Source organism: Streptomyces sp. NPDC090741 (genome assembly GCF_044769045.1).
Taxonomy (GTDB): Bacteria; Actinomycetota; Actinomycetes; order Streptomycetales; family Streptomycetaceae; genus Streptomyces.
Genome location: NZ_JBIVXF010000012.1, coordinates 192,508 through 213,801 on the forward strand (window position 1 = coordinate 192,508; position 21,294 = coordinate 213,801).

Here is a 21,294-nt window from a genome sequence, read left to right on the forward strand (position 1 = left end):
CTGTCACCCCCTGCCGCCCTCTGCCGCCCCCGTCGTCCCTGCCGCCCCCCATTCGCCCTCCGACCGCCCCGCCCGCATCACACGTTCGGGGGCTCCCCCTCGATCGGCCGTCCGAGCACCCCCGGCCGCCGCTGCCACGGCAACGGCCCGCCCGGCGGCCGGTAGTCGACGCCGAGCGCGTCGAGCCGCCGGTAGTGCCCGCCCATCCGGGCCTCGAAGCCCGCGTAGTCCCGCTCGCCCGGCTCCGGCAGCCGCGACCACACCACCTCGGCGAAGGCCGCCAGCCGCGGGAACACCTGGTAGTCCACCCGGCCCTGGTTCTCCATCACCTCGGTCCACACGTTGGCCTGCGCGCCCAGTACGTGGGACGCGGCCTGCGGCGACAGCTTCGGCGGCACCGGCTCGAAGCGGTACACGTCCTCCAGCGAGCGCACGTACCCGATCGGCATCGGCTCGTCCCCGCCGCCCGCCTGACGGTGGTCCAGGTACACCTGCTGCTCGGGGCACATCACCACGTCGTGCCCGGCCTCGGCGGCGGCGATCCCGCCCGCGTACCCGCGCCACGAGGAGACCGCCGCCCCCGGCGCGAGCCCGCCCTCCAGGATCTCGTCCCACCCGATCAGCCGCCGGCCGCGCTCCGCGAGCCAGCCGTCGAAGTGCCGGATGAACCAGGACTGGAGCCCGTCCTCCCCGTCCACCCCCAACTCCCGGATCCGTTCCTGCGCGAGCGCCGACGCGCGCCACTGCCCCTTGGGGCACTCGTCGCCGCCCACGTGCACGAACGGCGAGACCTCCGCCGGGAACAGCTCCAGCAGCTCCTCGAAGACCCCCTCGTAGAAGCGCAGTACGGCCTCGGTCGGCGCGAGCACGTTCTCGTTGATCCCCCAGTCGTCCCACACCTCCAGCGCGCCGGTGTCCACGACGTCGGTGTTGCCGAGCTCCGGGTACGCGGCGATCGCGGCCTGCGAATGCCCCGGTACGTCGATCTCCGGAACCACCCGCACGTGCCGTTCGGCGGCGTACGCGACGATCTCGCGGATGTCGTCCTGCGTGTAGAAGCCGCCGTGCGGGGTCTCGTTCCACAGCGGCGAGGCCCGGTGCCCCCAGCGGCTGCGCGGCCGCCACGCGCCGACCTCGGTGAGCCGCGGGTGGCGTTTGATCTCGACCCGCCAGCCCTGGTCGTCCGTCAGGTGCAGGTGCAGCACGTTGAGCTTGTGCGCGGCGAGCAGGTCGACGTACCGCAGCACCCCGTCCTTCGGCATGAAGTGCCGGGCCACGTCCAGCATCATGCCGCGCCAGCCGAAGCGGGGCGCGTCCTGGATCCCTCCCACCGGCAGCCGCCAGGCGCGCCCCGGCGCCGTGGGCGCGCGCCGGTGGGCCTCGGGCCCGAGCAGCTGGCGCAGCGTCTGCGCGGCGTAGAAGAGACCCGCCGGGCCGGCGCCTTCGAGCAGGACCTCGCGCTGGGCGACGTGCAGCTCGTACGACTCCGCGCCGACGCTGTGGGCCAGGTCGGGGCGGAGCACCAGCCGGATCACCGTACGCCCGCCGTACGCCTCCCCCGCCTCCCCCTCCTCCCCCGCGGCCGGCGCGGGCAGCTCCCAGCCGGTGGCCGCGCCGAGCTCGCGGCGCAGCCAGCGGGCGGTGGCCTCGGCGCCGGGGCCGACGTGGAGCAGCGGATCGTCCAGTACGCACTCGCCGGCGTCGCGGGCGAATCGCGCGTACCGCGGCTCCGGAATCAACTCGGGCATGGCCTCGGCCCCTCCACCGTCCAGCCGTTGCGCGATGCGCAACGCGCGTTCCACAAGGCGCCCGGCGCCCGTGCGGCCGACCCTAGTCCGCCCCCCGCGCACGGCAAAGGCCCCCGGACGCGCATCAGCGCATCAGGGGGCCTTCGAGGGCCTCGGTCCCGCCAAGGAGGGGCCGAACGGGCCGAACGGACCGGACAGCTCGGGCCGAACGGACCGAACCGGACCGGACCGGACCGGACGGAACCGGACCTACTTGTCCTTGCCGCCCTTGTCCTTGTCCCCGCCGGGGCCCATGGACTCGTAGATCTCCTTGCACATGGGGCAGACCGGGTACTTCTTCGGGTCCCGGCCCGGTACCCACACCTTGCCGCACAGCGCGACGACGGGGGTCCCGCCGAGCGCGCTCTCCATGATCTTGTCCTTCTGGACGTAGTGGGCGAAGCGCTCGTGGTCGCCGTCGCCGTGGGACACCTGCGGCGTCGGCTCTACGAGGGTCCCCGTACCAGTCCCGCGCTCGGGCTCAAGAGTGCTCATAAAAGCCAGGGTACCGACCCGTGCGCGGGTCAGTTGAGCGACGGGTCGTCGGGATACGTGGCGACCATCGCGAGCTCGCTGCGCTGGCGGCGCAGCACCGCCCGCCACAGCCTTTCGGGATCCGGGTACGACACGTCCCCGGGCTCCGATTCCACGACGTACCAGGCGCCGTCGCCGACCTCGACCTCCAGCTGGCCCGGGCCCCAGCCCGAGTAGCCGGCGAAGATCCGCAGCGAGCCGAGGGCCGCGGCCAGCAGCTCCGGCGGGGCCTCCAGGTCGACCAGGCCGATCGCCCCGTACACGCGGCGCCACCCGAGCGGCCCCTCCTCGCCGGGGATGACCGCCACGCCGAGGGCCGAGTCCAGGCCCACCGGCCCGCCCTGGAAGACGACCCCGGGATCGCCGGCCAGGGTCGCCCAGGGCAGCAGGATGTCGCCGACCCCCACGGGGGTGGGCCGGTTGAGGACCACGCCGAGCGAGCCCTGCTCGTCGTGGTCGAGCAGGAGCACCACCGCGCGGTCGAAGTTCGGGTCCGCGAGGGCGGGGGTGGCCACGAGCAGCCGCCCTGTGAGGGAGGACACCTCGGTCATGCCGACATGATCTCGCACAATCGCCCTTCAGGGGGAGCGGGCGGGCGCACCGGATCGCACGCAGTTCAGGGCGCACGGCAGCAGGGAGGAGCGCGCGCCGCCGGCGATGGCGGAATGCGACACTCCGCCATGAGGTGGGCACTGTGGGTGTTGTGGCTGATTCATGACAGTCCTACGGCCGCGTCAGCCTTACGAACAAGGGGGTGCTGCCCCTTACCCTTTTCCCTGGCCCCCTGCCCACCCTCCTCTGGCCTCGCCGGGGGAGCCCCTCTCCGGAACGCGAGATTCATGACCGGCACAGACAGAGACGACGTACTACTTGTCCATGGCGGTACCCCGCTCGAGGGCGAGATCCGTGTCCGCGGTGCGAAGAACCTCGTGCCCAAGGCCATGGTCGCCGCTCTGCTCGGCAGCGGACCCAGCCGGCTCCGCAACGTTCCCGACATCCGCGACGTCCGCGTCGTACGCGGGCTGCTCCAGCTGCACGGGGTGACCGTTCGCCCCGGCGAGGAGCCGGGTGAGCTCGTACTCGACCCGACGCACGTCGAGAGCGCGAACGTCGCGGACATCGACGCGCACGCGGGTTCGTCGCGCATCCCGATCCTGTTCTGCGGCCCGCTGCTGCACCGCCTCGGCCACGCCTTCATCCCGGGCCTCGGCGGCTGCGACATCGGCGGCCGGCCGATCGACTTCCACTTCGACGTGCTCCGCCAGTTCGGCGCGACCATCGAGAAGCGCGAGGGCGGCCAGTACCTGGAGGCCCCGCAGCGCCTTCGCGGCTGCAAGATCCGCCTGCCCTACCCTTCGGTCGGCTCGACCGAACAGGTGCTCCTGACGGCCGTCCTGGCCGAGGGCGTCACCGAGCTGAGCAACGCCGCGGTGGAGCCGGAGATCGAGGACCTCATCTGCGTCCTGCAGAAGATGGGCGCCATCATCTCCGTGGACACCGACCGGACCATCCGGATCACCGGTGTCGACCGCCTCGGCGGCTACAACCACAAGGCGCTCCCGGACCGCCTGGAGGCCGCCTCCTGGGCTTCCGCGGCGCTGGCGACCGGCGGCAACATCTACGTCCGCGGGGCGCAGCAGCGCTCGATGATGACGTTCCTGAACACGTACCGCCGCGTCGGCGGCGCGTTCGAGATCGACGACGAGGGCATCCGCTTCTGGCACCCGGGCGGCCCGCTCAACGCGATCGCGCTCGAGACGGACGTGCACCCCGGTTTCCAGACCGACTGGCAGCAACCGCTGGTGGTCGCCCTGACCCAGGCCGCGGGCCTCTCGATCGTCCACGAGACGGTCTACGAGTCCCGTCTGGGATTCACCTCCGCGCTCAACCAGATGGGTGCACACATCCAGCTGTACCGGGAGTGCCTGGGCGGCAGCGCCTGCCGGTTCGGGCAGCGCAACTTCCTGCACTCGGCGGTCGTCTCCGGCCCGACGAAGCTGCAGGGCGCCGACCTGGTCATCCCCGACCTGCGCGGCGGGTTCTCGTACCTGATCGCGGCGCTGGCGGCCGAGGGCACCTCGCGGGTCCACGGCATCGACCTCATCAACCGCGGCTACGAGAACTTCATGGAGAAGCTCGTGGAGCTGGGAGCCAAGGTCGAGCTTCCGGGCGGCGACCTCGTCTGAGCCGTACGGCCGACCGAAAGCCCCCCGGGCCCACCAGGGTCCGGGGGGCTTTCGCATGCGCTCACCGGCCCGCACGCGGCCGTTCACCGGCCCGCACGCGGCCGTTCACCGGCCCGTACGAGGCCCTCGCGGCCCGTACGGCGCCGCGGCCCGGCAGAACCCCGCAGAACCCCGGCGGGACCTCGGCGGGACCCCGGACAGGCCGAAGGGCGGCCTCCCCGCCCGGGGATGGCCGCCCTTCGCCAGTACTGCGTACTGCTCCGCCGCTCCGAGGGCCCGTACGGGCCCCGGTACGGGCAGGACTTACTTGCCCTTGGCGGCTTCCTTGAGCTTGGAGCCCGCGGAGACCTTCACGCTGTAGCCGGCCGGGATCTGGATGGGGTCGCCGGTCTGCGGGTTGCGCGCGGTGCGAGCGGCACGGTGGGTGCGCTCGAAGGTCAGGAAGCCGGGGATGGTGACCTTCTCGTCGCCCTTGGCGACAATCTCGCCGACGGTCTCGGCGAGCGCGGCCAGAACGGCGTCGGCGTCCTTGCGGGTCACCTCGGCGCGCTCGGACAGAGCGGCCACCAGCTCACTGCGGTTCATGTTGTACTCCCGTGTTCAACTTGCCTTAGAGGCGTGAGATCGAAGCCGATGCTGCCAGGGCCCTCGGACAGTCCCCGGACCCGGGTCTGAACGTCAGACCCTCTCGCCCGGTTACGCATCCTGCCCCCACCAGCGGCGGGAAAGCCAATCCGGCACCCGCCAGGGTCACACGAAAAGCGCCACAGTCACGCCGCGGTGACGCTCCGTCCGCACTTGGTGGATGCGGACCGCGGACCTCGCGGGCATCCCCGCAACCCTAGAGGCGGCCCGCCGGGCCCGCATCTCGCGACGCGCCGGGATCGGCAAGCCGTGAGGGCCGTCACAGCGGCGGCCGGACCCGGCGCGGCTTCGCCCGACACCGCGTCAGTTCGCCGAGGCGGCCTTGCGGACGGCTCCGGCGACCGCGCCGGCCACCTTGTCGTTGAACACCGACGGGATGATGTAGTTGGCGTTGAGCTCGTCCTCGCCGACGACGTCCGCGAGCGCGGTCGCGGCGGCCAGCATCATGTCCGTGTTCACGGTGCGGGACTGGGCGTCCAGCAGGCCGCGGAAGACACCCGGGAAGACCAGCACGTTGTTGATCTGGTTGGGGAAGTCGGAGCGGCCGGTGGCCACGACGGCGGCGGTCTGGCGGGCGACGGCCGGGTCCACCTCGGGGTCCGGGTTCGCGAGCGCGAACACGATCGCACCCTCGGCCATGGCCGCGACGTCCTCGCCGGACAGCACGTTGGGGGCGGAGACGCCGATGAACACGTCGGCGCCGACCACGGCCTCCTTCAGAGTGCCCGTGTAGCCCTCGGGGTTGGTGTTGTCGGCGATCCAGCGCAGCGGGGAGTCGGCGGCCGCGTCGACCAGGTCGTTGCGGCCCGCGTGGACGACACCGTGGATGTCGGCGCTGACGACGTTCTTCACGCCGGCCGCGAGGAGCAGCTTGAGGATGGCCGTACCGGCCGCGCCGGCGCCCGACATGACGACCTTGACGTCGCCAACCGCCTTGCCCACCACGCGAAGTGCGTTGGTGAGGGCGGCGAGGACGACGATGGCGGTGCCGTGCTGGTCGTCGTGGAAGACGGGGATGTCGAGGGCCTCGCGCAGGCGGGCCTCGATCTCGAAGCAGCGCGGCGCGGAGATGTCCTCCAGGTTGATGCCGGCGAAGCCCGGGGCGATGGCCTTGACGATCGCGACGATTTCGTCGGAGTCCTGGGTGTCGAGGCAGATCGGCCAGGCGTCGATGCCGGCGAAGCGCTTGAAGAGGGCCGCCTTGCCCTCCATGACGGGCAGCGCGGCCATCGGGCCGATGTTGCCGAGGCCCAGTACCGCGGAGCCGTCCGTCACGACTGCGACGGAGTTGCGCTTGATGGTGAGGCGGCGCGCGTCCTCGGGGTTCTCGGCGATGGCCATGCACACGCGGGCGACGCCCGGGGTGTAGATCATCGAGAGGTCGTCGCGGTTGCGGATGGGGTGCTTGGACGCCATCTCGATCTTGCCGCCGAGGTGCATCAGGAAGGTTCGGTCGGAGACCTTGCCGAGGCTGACGCCCTCGATGCCGCGCAGCTTGCCGACGATCTCGTCGGCGTGCGCGGTGGAGGTCGCGGCGATGGTGACGTCGATACGGAGCTTCTCGTGACCGGAGGCGGTCACGTCGAGGCCGGTGACCGACCCACCGGAAGACTCCACGGCGGTGGTCAGCTGGGAGACCGCGGTTCCGCTCGCGGGCACTTCCAGGCGGACCGTCATCGAGTACGAGACGCTGGGCGCCGTTGCCATGGCCGTGTTCCTCTTCTGTCCCTGGTTTTTTGTACACACACAGGGCCCCACGCACGGCAGGTGCGGCAGGACCTGTTGTCCGATCGTCCCACCTACCAGCCAGTACAAGGTAACCAGCTACAAATTTCGGAAAGACACTTCCACCATACGAGATAGATCAGGTGCGCGGAAGCGTAGGCCCGTACGAAAAAGGTCCGCGCCCCCCGGAATCCGAGGGGCGCGGACCTGTATGAACGTCTATGACACCGACCCGCCATGCTCGCCTCGCGGCAAGTGGTCGCTCTAAGCGACGAAGGTTGGGCCCGGGGGCTTGGATCGAGTCGGTGCCGCACCCAGGCTAACAAAGGATCGCCGGAAGCGATCCCCCTCCAGGGGGTTGACCTCGTCTCACCACGCGTGTGGCCGCGAGCCATCCGTGCCACGTGGTCCCACGGAGCGCGGACCCGCGCGGCCTACGGCTTCAGCAGCGCCGGCACCCCGTCCTCGCCGGGCTCGTCGCGGCCCGCGGAGACCACCGTCAGCTGCTGCGTCGCGCGGGTCAGGGCCACGTACAGCACCCGCAGGCCCGCCGGGGACTCTTCCGCGATCTCCGCCGGGGAGACGACCACCGTGGCGTCGTACTCCAGGCCCTTGGCCTCCAGGCTGCCGAGCGCGACCGCCCGCTCCCCCAGGTCCGCCAGCCAGCCCGCGGCCTCCGCGCGCCGGTCCATGGCCACGACCACGCCGACCGTGCCGTCGACCTGCTCCAGCAGCCTGCGCGTCTCCTCGCGGACCGCCGCGCCCAGATCGCCGCCGGCGGCCGTGAAGCGGGGCTCCAGGCCCGTGGAGCGGACCGCCGTCGGCGGCTCCATGCCCGGCATCGCCAGCCGCAGCACCCGGGCCGCGACCTCCGCGACCTCCGCCGGGTTGCGGTAGTTCACGGTCAGGGTGAACCGCCGGCGCGGCCGGGAACCCAGGGCCTCGTCACGCGCCGCGGCCGCCTCCTCCGGGTCCGTCCACGAGGACTGCGCCGGGTCGCCGACCACCGTCCACGTGCCGTGCCGGCCGCGGCGGCCCACCATCCGCCACTGCATCGGCGTCAGGTCCTGCGCCTCGTCGACGATCACGTGCGCGTACTCGGTGCGCTCCGCCGCGATCCGCTCCGCCCGCTCCCACTGGGTCTCCTCGCGGGTCGGCATCAGCTCCTCCAGCCCGCTGAGCTGGTCGAGCGGGTCGAGCTGCCGCTTGCGCCTGGGCCGGGCCGGCGCGCCGAGCAGCAGCTGGAGCTCGTCCAGCAGCGCCACGTCGTGCACCGACAGCGGACCCTTGCCGTCCGGGCCCACCCGGCGCAGCGAGCGCGCCAGCTGGCGGGTCTCGCGCGGGTTGAGGACCCGCCGCGACCAGCGGCCGAGCCGGCGCTCGTCGGCCATCGCGGCGAGCACCCCGCGCGGGGTCAGCTCGGGCCACCAGGCGTTCAGGAAGTCGATGAACGCGTCCTCGGTGGAGATGTCCTCGTCGAACGCGGAGCGCAGCTCGGCCGCCAGCTCCGGATCGCTGTGCCGGCCGGTCCCGCCCGATCTCGCGTACAGGGCGTCGAGGAGCAGCTTGCGGGCGCGCGGGCGCAGCAGGTTCACCGGCGCGGTGCCGCTGAGCACGTTCTGCCGGATCCGGTTCAGCTCGTCGGCCTCCAGCTCCTGGCGCCGCCCGAAGGCCACGACGCGCAGCCGTTCCGGGGCGTCACCGAGTTCGAGCGCGCCCCGTACGGCCTTGTGGAGCACCTTGCGCATGCGCGAGGAGCCCTTGACGCGGGCCACGGCCGGTTCGTCGTACGTGGTCGCCTCGGCGCCGTCGACCAGCGAGCCGAGCGCCCGGATGGCGACCTGGCCCTCCTCGCCGAGCGAGGGCAGCACGCCCTCGGTGTACGCGACGAGCAGCGGGGTCGGCGAGACGATCAGGATGCCGCCGGAGTAGCGGCGCCGGTCCTGGTAGAGCAGGTAGGCGGCGCGGTGCAGGGCGACGGCGGTCTTGCCGGTGCCGGGCCCGCCCGCGACCTCCGCGACCGAGGCCGCGGGGGCCCGGATCACCATGTCCTGCTCGGCCTGGATGGAGGAGACGATGTCCCGCATCGAGTGCGTACGGGCCCGCCCGAGCGCGGCCATCAGGGCGCCGTCGCCGATGGCGGGCAGCTCCCGGCCGTCGAGGGAGGCGGTGATCTCGGGGCGCATCAGGTCGTCCTCGACGCCGAGCACCTTGCGGCCCTTGGAGCGGATGACGCGGCGCCGTACGACGCGGCCCGGGTCCTTGGGCGTGGAGCGGTAGAACGGCGCGGCGGCCGGCGCGCGCCAGTCGATGACCAGCGGCGCGTAGTCGGCGTCGAGCACGCCGATGCGCCCGATGTGGAGCGTCTCGGCGATGTCGGCGGTGAGGTCCCCGCGGATCGCGTCGTCGGCGGGCTGGACGGAGGTGTACGCGCCGTCGGGCCCGCGCTCCCCGTCCTTGCCGAGGACCAGGTCGATCCGGCCGAAGAGGAAGTCCTCGAACTCGTTGTTCAGCCGGTTCAGGTGGATACCCGCCCGGAAGACCTGCGCGTCGCGCTCGGCGAGCGCGCCGGGCGTGCCGACCTGACCGCGCTTGGCCGCGTCGTTCATCAGGAACTCGGCCTCGTCGATCTTCTCTTCGAGGCGGCGGTACACCTGGTCCAGATGCGTCTGCTCGACCGCGATCTCCCGATCGCGGACGGAATCCGCCGTGCTGTCGACAGCGGCATTCTGCGCGGCCACCAAGGCCCCCTTCTGATGTGCATGGGCGACCGTCAACCGTACGCGAAGCGGCACCCTGTCCGCACGCCCGTTCCGGTGACCGGGCGAAGATCACTGCCCGGCCGCCGCCCTGTCGCCACCCGATCGCTACCCGGGACGGGCCGCGAGGACCCTGCGGCGGTGCCGGGCGACCCGCTCGCGGTTGCCGCACAGCTCACTGGAGCACCAGCGCCGCCGGTGCCCGCGCGAAGTGTCCAGGTAGACCCGGGTGCAGCCGTCCCCCTCGCAGGAGCGCAGCAGGTCCCGCTCGCCGGGATCGGTGAGCAGTTCCACGGCGTCCCGGGCGACGGCGGCGAGCAGCGCACCGCATTCCACGCCGCCGCACAACTCCCGCACGAGGTGCCCTTCTTGGTCCTGTACGGCACACAGTCCCGGGGGTGGACCGGCGGCCAGCGCGTTGACCCGGGCCAGCGCGCCCTCGTCGGGACCGGCCCCGGCGAGCTCCGCCCGTACGAGGCTCCCCACATCGCGGCGCAGCGCCCGGAAGGCCTCCACCCAGTCGGGGCCCACCCGGGCGATCGGCGTCCGGTCGGGCACGAGCCCGGCTCCGGCGAGCCACAGCCGCAGCTCGTCGCCGTCTTGGATCTCCTCGGCGCCCGCGGGGGCGGCGAAGGTGGCCACCAGGTCCAGGCACACCCGCCCGGATTCGAACCACATGCCCGTCACCGCCTCTTGCCTGCGTGCCTCTCAGAGTGCCGGGCGCCGGGGCGATGCGGAACCCCCCGTACGGGGGCCAGGGCTCGCGTAGGACACCCCCTAGAGCGGCGGGTCGTCGTGGAGGAGGCGCTGGAAGAGGCGGTGGTCGCGCCAGGCGCCGTCGATGTGCAGGTAGCGGGGCGCGAGCCCGTACTGCTCGAACCCGGCCTTCGCCAGCACCCGCTGCGAGGCCACGTTGTCGACCAGGGTCCCGGCCTCGACGCGGTGCAGCCCGATCTCGTCGCGGGCGATCCGGCAGACCTCCTCGACGGCGGCGGTGGCCAGTCCCCTGCCGTGCCGGGCCCGGTCGACCCAGTAGCCGATGCCGCCGCTGCGGAAGGGCCCGAGGGCGATGCTGCCGAGGTTGATCATGCCGACGGGCGTGCCGGAGCCGGTCTCGACGAGCACGTAGGACGCGGTGCGCCCGGCGTCGCGTTCGGCGAGCAGCGCCTCGATCCGGGCGGCCTGCCCCGCCTCGGTGAAGAACACCTCGGACCGCCACGGCTCGAAGGGCGCCATGTACGCCCGGTTCCGCGTCAGCGTGTCGGCCAGCCCGGCGGCGTCCCCGACCCCGACGCCCCGCATCTCCACCCCGTCAATGATCACCAGGGCACGCTAACGAACCTCAGCACGCACATCCAGCCCCGCCGATTCCAGCCCCGCCGATTCCAGCCCCGCCGGCGTTTGAGGCGCCCTGACACTCACGGGGCCCGGGCGGAGCCCCGGGAGTGCCAGGGCCGCACCCGACCCCGTTCAACCGGCGGAGTCCGTGTGGCATTCACCCGCGTCCAGCGCCAGCCGGTACCCCCGCTTGACCACCGTCTGGATCAGGTTCGGCGCCCCCAGCGCCCCCCGCAGCCGTGCCATCGCCGTCTCCACGGCATGCTCGTCCCGCCCCGCCCCCGGCAGCGCCCGCAGCAGCTCCGGCCGCCCCACGACCCACCCCGGCCGGCGCGCCAGCGCCCGCAGCAGCGCCATCCCCGCCGGCGGCACCGGCCGCAGCTCCGCGTCCACCAGCACCGCGTGCCCCCGGATCTCCACCCGGTGCCCCGCCACCGGCAGCACCCGGGCCCGCCCCGGCAGCTCCTGGCACAGCAGCTGCACCAGCGGCCCCAGCCGGAACCGCTCCGGCTGCACGGTGTCCACCCCGCGCGCCTGCAGCGGCAGCGCCGTCACCGGCCCCACGCACGCCGACAGCACGTCCCCCCGCAGCCCCGCGAGCACCGCCTCCGTCATCCCCCGCTCCTCCGCCCGCGACAGCAGCGAAGCCGCCGCCGGAGCCGAGGTGAAGCTCACCGCGTCGATCCCGCCCCCGGCCACCGTGTCCAGCAGCCGGTCCATCGGCGCGAGGTCCTCCGGGGCCATCCACCGGTACACCGGGACCACGACCACGTCCGCCCCGCCGGCCCGCAGCGCCTCGACGAACCCGGGCAGCGGCTCACCGTGCAGCTGGAGGGCGATGCGCCGCCCGGCGACCCCGCCGGCCAGCATCCGGTCGAGCACCTCGGCGAGGGACTCCGACTGCGGGGACCACGTCTCCACCAGCCCGGCGGCCCGGACGGCCCCCTTCACCTTCGGCCCGCGCGCCAGCAGTTCGGTGGCCCGCAGCCGCGCCAGCAGCTCCTCGCCGACGCCCCAACCGTCGGCGGCCTCGATCCACCCGCGGAAGCCGATCGCGGTGGTGGCGACCACGGTGTCCGGCGCGCGGCCGATCAATTCCTTCGTGGCGGCGAGCAGTTCGCCGTCGTCGGCCAGCGGCACGATCCGCAGGGCCGGGGCGTGTACGACGGTGGCCCCCCGCCGGCGCAGCAGGGCGATCAGCTCGTCCGCCCTGCGGGCCGCGGTGACCCCCACGGTGAACCCCGCGAGCGGACCGGCCGCGGGAGCGGCCGTCGGGGCGGCGGCTGTGCGGGTGTCGTCCATGGTGACCTGCCTTGCCCAGTGGGTCGTCGTCACTTCGCGCGATCACGTGTCGCGAGAACGGAACCGAGCCTGTCAAGTCGGCGTGTCGGGCTCGGTTCCGCCGTATTTCGTGTCCGTAAACCGCCGTTACACCGATGTGAGCTGCGGCTTCGCCCCGGCGCCGGCCGCCGGGAGCACCGCGGGGGCGGGCCGGCGAAGGTATACCGCCCACGTCACCGCGCAGCAGGCCGCGTAGAAGCCGAGGAAGGTGACGAAGGCGGCCGTCCCGGACCCGGAGGTCGAGAACGCCTCCCGGAAGGCCAGGTTGATGCCGAGTCCGCCGAGGGCGCCGACCGCGCCGATGAGCCCCATGGCGGCTCCGGACAGCCGGCGCCCGTAGGCGGCCGCCGCCTCGCCGCCCATGCCCCGCGCCAGCGCCTTGGCCTGGAAGATGCCGGGGATCATCTTGTACGTGGAGCCGTTGCCGAGCCCGCTCAGCACGAACAGCGCGACGAATCCGACGAGGAAGACGGGCAGCGACTCCTCGGCCGAGGCGTATACGACGACCCCGGTCGCGGCCGCCATCGCCACGAACGTGGCGAGGGTGATCCGGGCGCCGCCGAACCGGTCCGCGAGGGCGCCGCCGACGGGCCGGATCAGCGAGCCGAGCAGCGGCCCGACGAAGGTGAGCGAGGCGGCCTGGAGCGGGGTGCGGCCGAACTGCGTCTGGAGGACGAGCCCGAAGGCGAAGCTGTAGCCGATGAAGGACCCGAAGGTGCCGATGTAGAGGAACGCCATGATCCAGGTGTGGGCGTCCCGGACCGCCTCGCGGACGGCGCCGCCGTCGTTGCGTACGGGCGCCAGGTTGTCCATCCGCAGCAGGGCCAGCACGGCCGCGGCCACGATCAGCGGCAGGTAGACCGCGAGCAGCAGCCGCGGGTGCCCGGCCCCGGCGGTCCCGATGACCAGCAGGGCGACGAGCTGCACCACGGGCACGCCGATGTTGCCGCCGCCGGCGTTCAGGCCGAGCGCCCAGCCCTTCTTCCGCAGCGGGAAGAAGGCGTTGATGTTGGTCATGGAGGAGGCGAAGTTCCCGCCGCCCACGCCCGTCAGCGCGGCGACGGCCAGGAAGGTGCCGTACGAGGTCCCCGGCTCCATGACGACCAGCGCGGCCGCGGTGGGCGCGAGCAGCAGCAGGGCGCTGACGACGGTCCAGTTCCGGCCGCCGAAGCGGGCGACGGCGAAGGTGTACGGCACCCGGACGAACGCGCCCACGAACGTGGCCGTCGCGATGAGGAAGAACTTCCCGGCCGGGTCGATCCCGTACGCGGGGCCCATGAACAGCACCATCACCGACCACAGGGTCCAGACGGAGAACCCGATGTGCTCGCTGAGCACGGAGTAGAGCAGGTTCCGGCGGGCGATGCGCTCCCCGGACTCCTTCCAGAAGCCCTCGTCCTCGGGTTCCCACCGCTCGATCCAGCGGCCCCCCTTGCGCGGTGCGGTCGTTCCGGTCATCACACGCCTCCACAGCTGTCGCGTCCGTGGTGACGACCGTAGGAACGGCGCGTTTCGGCCCCGGTCCCCACCGGATGACCGGTGGGAAACCTTGCACTCACGCGCCGCCGGGGCCGCCTGTGAGCGCGGCGGGGCGCCAGCTCGCCGGGGGCACGTCGAGCCAGCCGTGCCCGGCGGCGAGGGCGGCCGCGGCCTGGTGCAGCGCGTCGAGCCCGGGGTGGCTGAAACCCTTGCGCCACACCATCGACAGCGGGGACAGCGGTACCGGGTCGATCAGCGGCCGCTTCGCGCACCCGGGCAGGTCGAGGAAGTCCACGGTCACCAGGACCGGATGGCGGGTCTTGGCCATGACCCGGCGGAACTCGTCCTTCCCCATGGCCACGGGCGCGGGCGGCGCGAGTGCGATCCCGCGGCCCTCGAACAGCTCGCGGGCGAGCCCGGTCCACTCCAGGGTCCGCGGATTGCCGGCCCCGGCGTACACGGTCTCCCCGGCCAGCGCGTCCAGCGGTACGTCGGCCAGCGCGGCCAGCGGGTGCCCGTCGGGCAGCAGCACCGCGAGCGGTTCGTACCGTACGGGCCGGTGCGCGAGGCGGGCCCGCAGCGCCGGGTCCAGCCCGTCGGCGTAGCCGAAGGACACGTCGAGGCGGCCGGCGGCGACCTCCGCGGCGGCGTACGTCAGCCCGCTCTCGAAGCGGGCCATCAGCTCGCAGTCCGGGGCGAGTTCGCGGGCCCGCTCCAGCACGGTGCGGGCGGTGCTCGGCCCGTCGGTGTTGAGGTCGACGAGCAGCGGCCGGGGGCCCGCGGAGGCGAAGGCGGCGGCGAGCGCCTCGTGCGCGGCCAGCACCCGCCGGGCCAGGGGCAGCAGCCGCTCCCCGTCGGCGGTCAGCTCTACGGCGCGGGTCGTCCGTACGAACAGCCCCGCGCCCAGGGCGGTTTCGAGCCTGCGGATGTCGCGGCTCAGCGCCTGCTGGGCGACGTACAGGCGGGCGGCGGCGCGGGTGAAGTGCAGTTCCTCGGCCACGGCGACGAACCCGCGCAGCAGCCGGGGTTCCACATCACGGGGTATCACCCGGGGAGACTAACAACGGAAGCCGGTGAATGGCTCCGGAACAGGTGTTGGACGGCCGGGGACCCCGCGCCGGAGCCTTGGATCATGCCGCAGACCTCCTCCGCCCCCGCCCCGCTGATGACCGTGACCGGCTCGACGCTGGTGATCGCCCCCGCCCCGTGCCGCCGCCGGGCGCCGCGCACGCCGGGCCCGTACGGCAGGCTGTTCACGCTCCCCGGGACCCGGGCCTTCACGGCCGGAAACCTGCTGGCGCGCCTGCCCATGGGCATGTTCGGCATCAGCGCGGTCATGATGATCGCCGGCCAGCGCGGCTCGTACTCCCTCGCCGGCGCGGTCACCGCCACCGGGCTGGCCGCCACCGCGCTGGTCGCGCCGTGGACCGCCCGCCTGGTCGACCGGTACGGCCAGGCCCGGATCGCCGTCCCCGCGACGCTGATCGCCGTGCTCGGCTCGGTGGGGCTGGTCCTCTGCGTCCGCAACCACGCCCCCGCCTGGACCCTGTTCGCCTCGTACGCCGCCACCGCGACCACCCCCAACATCGGCGGCATGTCCCGGGCCCGCTGGACCCACCTGCTGCGCGGCTCCCCCGCCGCGCACCACACGGCGATGTCGTTCGAGCAGGCCGCCGACGAGCTGTGCTTCATGCTCGGTCCCGTGGTGGCGGCGTTCCTCTGCTCGGCCGCCTTCCCGGAGGCGGGCACCATCACGGCGGCCGCCCTGCTGCTGACGGGCATGCTGGTCTTCACGTCCCAGCGGGCCACGGAACCGCCGCCGACGCGGCCCGGCGGCGCCCCCGCCCCACTGCGCGGGCTGATGCCGTTGCTGGCGCTGTTCGTTCCCCTGGGCCTGCTGTTCGGCTCGATGGAGGTCACCTCGATCGCCCACCTCGGCGCCCGCGGCCTGGGCGCCGCCACCGGCCTGGTCCTGGGCCTCCAGGCGGCGGGTTCCTGCGCGGCCGGCCTGCTCTACGGCACCCTGCGCCCGCGCAGCCTGCGGACCTGCCTGATCGCCCTGAGCGCGGCCCTGGCCCTCCCCTGGGCGGCGGCGGCCACGGGCTCCCTCCCGCTGCTGGCCGCCGCCCTCCTCCTGGCGGGCATGGCCACGGCCCCGACGATGGTCACGGCGATGTCCCGCGTCCACGCCCTCGCCCCCGAGGGCCGCCTCAACGAATCGATGACCCTGGCGGTGACCGCCATCCTGGCGGGCATAGCCCTCGGCTCGGCCACGGCAGGCACCCTGATCGACCACCTGGGCCCGACAACCCCCTACGCCCTCCCTGCCGCGGCGGCCCTCCTGTCCCTACTGGTCCTCCCGACCCTCCAAACGGTACGGCTTTCCGGTACGACTCAAGTACCGTGAACTCGTACCACAACCGGAGGAGCGGACCATGTCCATAAGCGCCAGCGAAGCCAGGGCGACCCTGTTCCCCTTGATCGAACGCGTCAACACCGACCACGCCCCGGTGCGGATCACCTCCAAGAACGGTGACGCCGTCCTCATGTCCGCCGACGACTACGACTCATGGCAGGAAACCGTCTACCTGCTGCGCTCCCCCGCCAACGCCCAGCGGCTGACGGAGGCCGTCGCGCGCGACCGCGAGGGCGCGTCATCGGTCACCAAGAACATGGACGAGCTGAGGCAGTTGGCCGGAGGGGAGGAGTGAGGAGCGTTCACTTCGATCCGGCCGCCTGGGAGGACTTTCAGTTCTGGCTCTCCTCCGACCGGAAGACGGCCCGTCGGATCACCCGCTTGATCGGCGAGATCCAGCGCGACCCGTTCACCGGGATCGGTAAGCCCGAACCGCTGAAAGGCGAACTGTCCGGGTACTGGTCTCGCCGCATCGACGACGAACACCGACTCGTGTACCGGGCGGACGACAAGGAAGTGAAGGTGCTCAAGGCTCGGTACCGCTACTGATGCCGAGAGCCCGGGCCGGGCATGACGAAGGCCCCGCAGCCTGGCGGCTGCGGGGCCTTCGCCCACATGGGATGAGTGGAGATGGCGGGAATCGAACCCGCGTCCAACGGTGCAGAAGCAGGGCTTCTCCGAGCGCAGTCCGCTGCGCTTTTCTCAGCCCCGGAGATCACACGGACAAGTCTCCGACGGGCTCAGTCACTGTTTGGTTTCCCTCCAACCCCCGTGACCGGGGCTAGAGGTTTAGATCCCTAATTGACGCCAGGATCCGGACCGGGACCACTTCCGGGCTGACGCTCCTCACAGAGGCTTCAGCTCACTGTTATTAGGCAGCGAGGGTGAAGCGGGAGTTATCGCTCTTGGAGTTGGCGATTATTTTTTGCGACATGTGGTTAGCGAGATCATTGCCGCTTCCTCGGCTCGCTTCCCCTGCATCGACATCCGCTGTCGAAACCGATCATCCCCATGTTTTGTTTACAAGCTGCTCCGACCCCGGAGGGGCGGTGCTGACGCCATGGTACGCGAAGTGGACCACGGGATGCCAGGAGATTACAGCTGACCGCGCTCCTTGCGCTTCACGGCCGAGATCACCCGGTTCGTCTCGCGCGTGTCCTGCTTCTCCCGCAGGGTCTGGCGCTTGTCGTACTCCTTCTTGCCCTTCGCCAGCGCGATCTCGACCTTCGCCCGGCCGTCCTTGAAGTACAGCGAGAGCGGCACGATCGTGTTGCCCGTCTCGCCGGTCTTCGAGTCCAGCTTGTCGATCTCCTCGCGGTGCAGGAGGAGCTTGCGCTTGCGGCGGGCGCTGTGGTTGGTCCAGGTGCCCTGGCTGTACTCCGGCACGTGCACGTTGTAGAGCCAGGCCTCGCCGCTCTCCACCGACACGAAGCCGTCCACCAGCGAGGCACGGCCCTGGCGCAGGGACTTGACCTCGGTGCCCGTGAGCACGAGGCCGCACTCGTAGGTGTCGATGATCGTGTAGTCGTGCCGCGCCTTCTTGTTCTGGGCGATCAGCTTGCGCCCTTTTTCCTTAGCCATAGTGCGGTCATTTTCGCACTACGGACCCACCCCGAGGCCACCCAATACCGTGCGGGCCCGTTCCTCGACCCCGTCGCCCGCCGCCAGGTCCGGGGTGATGCCGCTGCCGTCGAGGCTGCGGCCCGCCGGGGTGCGGTACGTACCCACCGTCAGCTCCGCCACCGAGCCGTCCGGGAGCGGCGTCGGCATCTGCACCGAGCCCTTGCCGAAGGTCCTCGTGCCCACCGCCACCGCGCGGCCGCGGTCCTGGAGGGCGCCCGTCACCAGCTCGGCCGCGCTCATCGTGCCGCCGTCGACCAGCGCCACCAGGGGGCTCGCGGTGTCCCCGCCCGGGCTCGCGTACAGGGCGCGCTGGGCCCCCCGTACGTCGTACGTGGCCACCAGCCCGCCGTCCAGGAACGCCGAGGCGGCCGTCACGGCCTCGGTGACCAGGCCGCCCGGGTTGCCCCGCAGATCGAGCATGAAGCCGGCGCCGGGCGGGGCCGCGCGCACGGCGGCCCGGACCTGTTCGCCCGATCCGCGGCTGAAGGAGGCGACCTTGATGACGGTGATCCCGCCCGGGAGCTCCCGTACGGTCACGGGCTCGGTGTGCAGCTGCTCGCGGCGCAGGGTCTCGGTGAGGTCGGCGCCGTCCCGGGTGAGGTGCAGGACGACCGGGGTGCCGGCGCCTCCGCGCAGCAGGGCGACGACGTCGCAGACGCGCAGGCCGGTGACGGGGCGGCCGTCGACGCTCAGCAGCCGGTCCCCGGCGCGCAGGCCGGACCGGGCGGCGGGGCTGCCGGGCTGAACCCTCTCGACGGCGATGCGGTCGTCCCGGCGGCTCTCGATCCAGAGCCCGACGCCGGTCCAGCGGCCGTCGAGGTCGTCGGTGAAGGCGGCGTACTCGCCCTGGTCGTAGACCATGCCCCAGCGGTCGCCGCTGCGGCTGACCACCTCCTGGGCGGCCTTCTTGCCGGACTTGCCCTCGGCGGCGGCTTCGGCCGCGGCGCGGGCGACGGCCTCGCGGTCGGCGGTTGCGGTGTCCCGGGGAGCCTCGGGCACGGCCGCGGGGTTCTGCGTACCGGCGGCCGCTAACGCGCCGCCCGCCGCGCCCGCGGCGCCGACGGCGTCCGCGCGGTCCCAGCAGCCGGTGCCCGCCGCGGCGCCCACGGCGGCGACGAAGGCCAACGTCAAAGCGGCCCCGCGACGCAGGTCGCGGGGCCGGAGACAGAAGGCGGGAATACTCGGCAAGCCCAGCATGGCGCCGAGTCTAGGACAAGCCCCGTGGAGGCACGCCGGGTTGGGCGGACCTCACACGGGGCGCTTGTCACACCTTCAGGTACTTGCGCAATGCGATGAAGGCGGCCAGCGAGGGCATCAGCACTCCGATGACCAGCACCAACGGCAGCTTCGTCAACACGGAGTCCCAGCCGATGAAGTTGATCAGCTCCATCTTCGTCCGCAGCGAGGCGCCGTGGTCGATGACGAAGTACTGGCCGGCGCCGAGCATGCCGCAGGCGAACACGGCGCCGATGAGGCCCGCGAAGGCGGCCTCCATGATGAACGGCACCTGGATGTAGAAGCTGGAGGCGCCCACGAGCCGCATGATCCCCGTCTCCCGCCGCCGGCTGAAGGCGGAGACGCGCACGGTGTTGACGATCAGCAGCAGGGCCACGATCAGCATGATCAGCATGATGCCGAGGGCGGCCCAGTTGAGGTAGCCGAGCATCGTGAAGAGGTTGTCGAGCTCGGTGTGCTGGTCGGCGACCGACTGGACGCCGTCGCGGCCAGCGAAGGCGGTCGTGATGACCTTGTACTTCTCGGGCTGCTTGAGCTTCACCCGGAAGGAGTCGGGCATCTGGTCCGGGGTGATCACCGAGGCGAGCGCGGTGTGCCCGAAGCGCTCCTTGTAGTGCGTGTAGGCCTCGTCGGAGGACTCGTAGTGGACCGTCTCGACCAGGTCCATCTTCTTCAGGTCGGTCTCGATCTGCTGCTTCTGCTCGGGAGTGACCGCGCCCTTGGCACAGGCCTTGCTCCCGCTCTCGCTGGTGTCCTCCGCGTCGCTCTTGTTGCAGAGGTAGATCGAGACGTTGACCTTGTCGTACCAGTAGCCCTTCATCTTGCTCACCTGGTCGCGCATGAGCAGGGAGCCGCCGAACAGGGCCAGCGACAGGGCCACGGAGATGATGACCGCGAAGGTCATGGTGAGATTGCGACGGAGACCGACGCCGATCTCCGACATGACGAACTGGGCGCGCATGACGTCTCAAGGGCCTTTCAGTGCTGGTAGCCGTAGACGCCGCGCGACTGGTCGCGCACGAGTCGGCCCTGTTCGAGTTCGATGACGCGCTTGCGCATCTGGTCCACGATCTGCTGGTCGTGCGTGGCCATGATCACGGTGGTGCCGGTCCGGTTGATCCGGTCCAGCAGCTTCATGATGCCGACCGAGGTCTGCGGGTCGAGGTTGCCGGTGGGCTCGTCCGCGATGAGGAGGGCCGGCCGGTTGACGAAGGCGCGGGCGATGGCCACGCGCTGCTGCTCACCGCCGGAGAGCTCGCCGGGCCTGCGGTCCTCCTTGCCGCCGAGGCCCACGAGCTCCAGGACCTGCGGGACGGCCTTGCGGATCTCGCCTCTCGGCTTGCCGATGACCTCTTGGGCGAAGGCGACGTTCTCGGCCACCGTCTTGTTGGGGAGCAGGCGGAAGTCCTGGAACACGGTCCCCAGCTGGCGCCGCATCTGCGGGACCTTCCAGTTGGAGAGCTTGGCGAGGTCCTTGCCGAGGACGTGGACCTGGCCGTGGCTCGCCCGCTCCTCGCGCAGCACCAGCCGCAGGAAGGTGGACTTGCCGGAGCCGGAGGAGCCGACCAGGAAGACGAACTCGCCCTTCGCGATGTCCAGGGAGACATCTCTGAGTGCGGGGCGGTTCTGCTTCGGGTAGGACTTGGAGACGTTGTCGAATCGGATCACGGGTGCACCACGGTCGCCGGGAGTAGGTGTGCGGAGTCGGTGTGCGTGACCATACGCGAACGGGCGGGGGGTGGGGGCCCGGCGTCCGGAGTTGCCCGATATATCCCCTGGTCCGGGAGGGGATCGTTCCGGGATGGTCCGTGATTGCCCGGACGGGCCGCGCCGAATGTCGCCAGAGCTGGCACAGTGGTAGGGGAACGCAGTCGTTCCTTCGGACGTTGTTCAAGGTGTTCGTTGTTCAAGGGGACGAGAGGAGGAGAGCGCATGACGTATGACCGGCTCGTGTGCGCGAACTGCGCCGCGCCCGTCAGCCAGGGCCGCTGCCCGGTGTGCCGGGCCAACCGGGAGCGCCTCCAGCAGCAGGAGGGCCCCTTCGGCGGTCTGAACCCCCTGGCGCTCATCGTGCTCCTGGTGGTCCTTGTCGCGGCTCTGGCCCTGTTGGCACAGCAGACGGCGTAGCTCCCTCGCCGCGTCCCGATCATCGACGCAGACACATCGACGCAGACATACGGCGAAGGGCCCGGACACCTGAGGTGTCCGGGCCCTTCGTGCGTCAA

Annotated in this window: 20 protein-coding genes and 1 other RNA gene; 5 read left to right on the forward strand and 16 right to left on the reverse strand. The window is 72.0% G+C overall.

The annotated features are described in order from the left end of the window. Positions 1-77 precede the first annotated feature (77 nt). The 3 genes from ACIQU4_RS29625 to ACIQU4_RS29635 form a co-directional block, all read right to left on the reverse strand. Positions 78-1,748, reverse strand: coding sequence for a beta-N-acetylhexosaminidase (locus tag ACIQU4_RS29625; RefSeq protein ID WP_403736981.1), 1,671 nt, complete (start codon positions 1,746-1,748; stop codon positions 78-80). Between the two features lie 249 nt (positions 1,749-1,997). Next, positions 1,998-2,282, reverse strand: coding sequence for a DUF3039 domain-containing protein (locus tag ACIQU4_RS29630; protein ID WP_030161320.1), 285 nt, complete (start codon positions 2,280-2,282; stop codon positions 1,998-2,000). Positions 2,283-2,311: 29 nt separating this feature from the next. Continuing rightward, the gene (locus tag ACIQU4_RS29635) at positions 2,312-2,872 is read right to left on the reverse strand and encodes a YqgE/AlgH family protein (RefSeq protein ID WP_387285849.1); all 561 of its coding nucleotides are present in this window, start codon (positions 2,870-2,872) and stop codon (positions 2,312-2,314) included. A gap of 288 nt (positions 2,873-3,160) precedes the next feature. On the opposite strand from ACIQU4_RS29635, the gene murA reads away from it, so the two are divergent. Then, positions 3,161-4,507, forward strand: a complete 1,347-nt coding sequence (gene murA, locus ACIQU4_RS29640) for a UDP-N-acetylglucosamine 1-carboxyvinyltransferase (RefSeq protein WP_403736984.1) — start codon at positions 3,161-3,163, stop codon at positions 4,505-4,507. 303 nt (positions 4,508-4,810) lie between these two features. On the opposite strand, the gene ACIQU4_RS29645 is transcribed toward murA, so the two are convergent. The 8 genes from ACIQU4_RS29645 to ACIQU4_RS29680 all read right to left on the reverse strand — a co-directional run bounded on the left by ACIQU4_RS29645 (position 4,811) and on the right by ACIQU4_RS29680 (position 14,842). Further along, positions 4,811-5,092, reverse strand: a complete 282-nt coding sequence (locus ACIQU4_RS29645; protein WP_007264399.1) for an HU family DNA-binding protein — start codon at positions 5,090-5,092, stop codon at positions 4,811-4,813. Between the two features lie 363 nt (positions 5,093-5,455). Beyond that, positions 5,456-6,859, reverse strand: coding sequence for an NAD-dependent malic enzyme (locus tag ACIQU4_RS29650; RefSeq protein WP_403736987.1), 1,404 nt, complete (start codon positions 6,857-6,859; stop codon positions 5,456-5,458). A 452-nt stretch (positions 6,860-7,311) separates the two neighbouring features. Next, on the reverse strand, positions 7,312-9,618 hold the full coding sequence (locus tag ACIQU4_RS29655; RefSeq protein WP_403736990.1) for a HelD family protein: 2,307 nt from the start codon (positions 9,616-9,618) through the stop codon (positions 7,312-7,314). 126 nt (positions 9,619-9,744) lie between these two features. Beyond that, complete coding sequence (locus ACIQU4_RS29660; RefSeq protein WP_403736992.1) at positions 9,745-10,314, reverse strand: CGNR zinc finger domain-containing protein; 570 nt, start codon at positions 10,312-10,314, stop codon at positions 9,745-9,747. A gap of 99 nt (positions 10,315-10,413) precedes the next feature. Continuing rightward, on the reverse strand, positions 10,414-10,938 hold the full coding sequence (locus tag ACIQU4_RS29665; protein WP_403737131.1) for a GNAT family N-acetyltransferase: 525 nt from the start codon (positions 10,936-10,938) through the stop codon (positions 10,414-10,416). 168 nt (positions 10,939-11,106) lie between these two features. Further along, positions 11,107-12,276 (reverse strand): uroporphyrinogen-III synthase, encoded by a 1,170-nt coding sequence (locus tag ACIQU4_RS29670; protein WP_403736995.1) that lies wholly within the window; start codon positions 12,274-12,276, stop codon positions 11,107-11,109. Positions 12,277-12,402: 126 nt separating this feature from the next. Continuing rightward, positions 12,403-13,773: a nitrate/nitrite transporter gene (locus tag ACIQU4_RS29675; protein WP_403736998.1), complete on the reverse strand. Its 1,371-nt coding sequence runs from the start codon at positions 13,771-13,773 to the stop codon at positions 12,403-12,405. Between the two features lie 97 nt (positions 13,774-13,870). Beyond that, positions 13,871-14,842 (reverse strand): LysR family transcriptional regulator, encoded by a 972-nt coding sequence (locus ACIQU4_RS29680; RefSeq protein WP_403737001.1) that lies wholly within the window; start codon positions 14,840-14,842, stop codon positions 13,871-13,873. An 84-nt stretch (positions 14,843-14,926) separates the two neighbouring features. On the opposite strand from ACIQU4_RS29680, the gene ACIQU4_RS29685 reads away from it, so the two are divergent. Genes ACIQU4_RS29685 through ACIQU4_RS29695 form a run of 3 tightly spaced genes read left to right on the forward strand, consistent with a single transcriptional unit; the run spans position 14,927 to position 16,759 of the window. Further along, on the forward strand, positions 14,927-16,201 hold the full coding sequence (locus ACIQU4_RS29685) for an MFS transporter (RefSeq protein WP_403737003.1): 1,275 nt from the start codon (positions 14,927-14,929) through the stop codon (positions 16,199-16,201). A 28-nt stretch (positions 16,202-16,229) separates the two neighbouring features. After that, a complete protein-coding gene (locus ACIQU4_RS29690) occupies positions 16,230-16,505 on the forward strand; it encodes a type II toxin-antitoxin system Phd/YefM family antitoxin (RefSeq protein WP_403737006.1) in 276 nt (91 codons plus the stop codon). Next, complete coding sequence (locus tag ACIQU4_RS29695; RefSeq protein WP_403737009.1) at positions 16,502-16,759, forward strand: Txe/YoeB family addiction module toxin; 258 nt, start codon at positions 16,502-16,504, stop codon at positions 16,757-16,759. The genes ACIQU4_RS29690 and ACIQU4_RS29695 overlap by 4 nt, the downstream gene beginning before the upstream one ends. Positions 16,760-16,832: 73 nt before the next feature. Here ACIQU4_RS29695 and ssrA read toward each other — a convergent pair. The 5 genes from ssrA to ftsE all read right to left on the reverse strand — a co-directional run bounded on the left by ssrA (position 16,833) and on the right by ftsE (position 20,737). Beyond that, positions 16,833-17,221, reverse strand: a transfer-messenger RNA (tmRNA) gene (ssrA, locus tag ACIQU4_RS29700). Between the two features lie 84 nt (positions 17,222-17,305). Further along, positions 17,306-17,791 (reverse strand): SsrA-binding protein SmpB, encoded by a 486-nt coding sequence (gene smpB, locus ACIQU4_RS29705; RefSeq protein ID WP_403737011.1) that lies wholly within the window; start codon positions 17,789-17,791, stop codon positions 17,306-17,308. Positions 17,792-17,809: 18 nt separating this feature from the next. Beyond that, the gene (locus tag ACIQU4_RS29710; protein WP_403737014.1) at positions 17,810-19,030 is read right to left on the reverse strand and encodes a S41 family peptidase; all 1,221 of its coding nucleotides are present in this window, start codon (positions 19,028-19,030) and stop codon (positions 17,810-17,812) included. A 67-nt stretch (positions 19,031-19,097) separates the two neighbouring features. Further along, positions 19,098-20,030, reverse strand: coding sequence for a permease-like cell division protein FtsX (ftsX, locus tag ACIQU4_RS29715; RefSeq protein WP_403737018.1), 933 nt, complete (start codon positions 20,028-20,030; stop codon positions 19,098-19,100). A 17-nt stretch (positions 20,031-20,047) separates the two neighbouring features. Beyond that, a complete protein-coding gene (gene ftsE / locus ACIQU4_RS29720; RefSeq protein WP_403737021.1) occupies positions 20,048-20,737 on the reverse strand; it encodes a cell division ATP-binding protein FtsE in 690 nt (229 codons plus the stop codon). Positions 20,738-21,001: 264 nt separating this feature from the next. Here ftsE and ACIQU4_RS29725 point away from each other — a divergent pair, with 264 nt between their 5' ends. Continuing rightward, entirely contained in the window at positions 21,002-21,196 is a 195-nt protein-coding gene (locus tag ACIQU4_RS29725; RefSeq protein ID WP_030161346.1) for a hypothetical protein, read from the forward strand. Positions 21,197-21,294 lie beyond the last annotated feature (98 nt).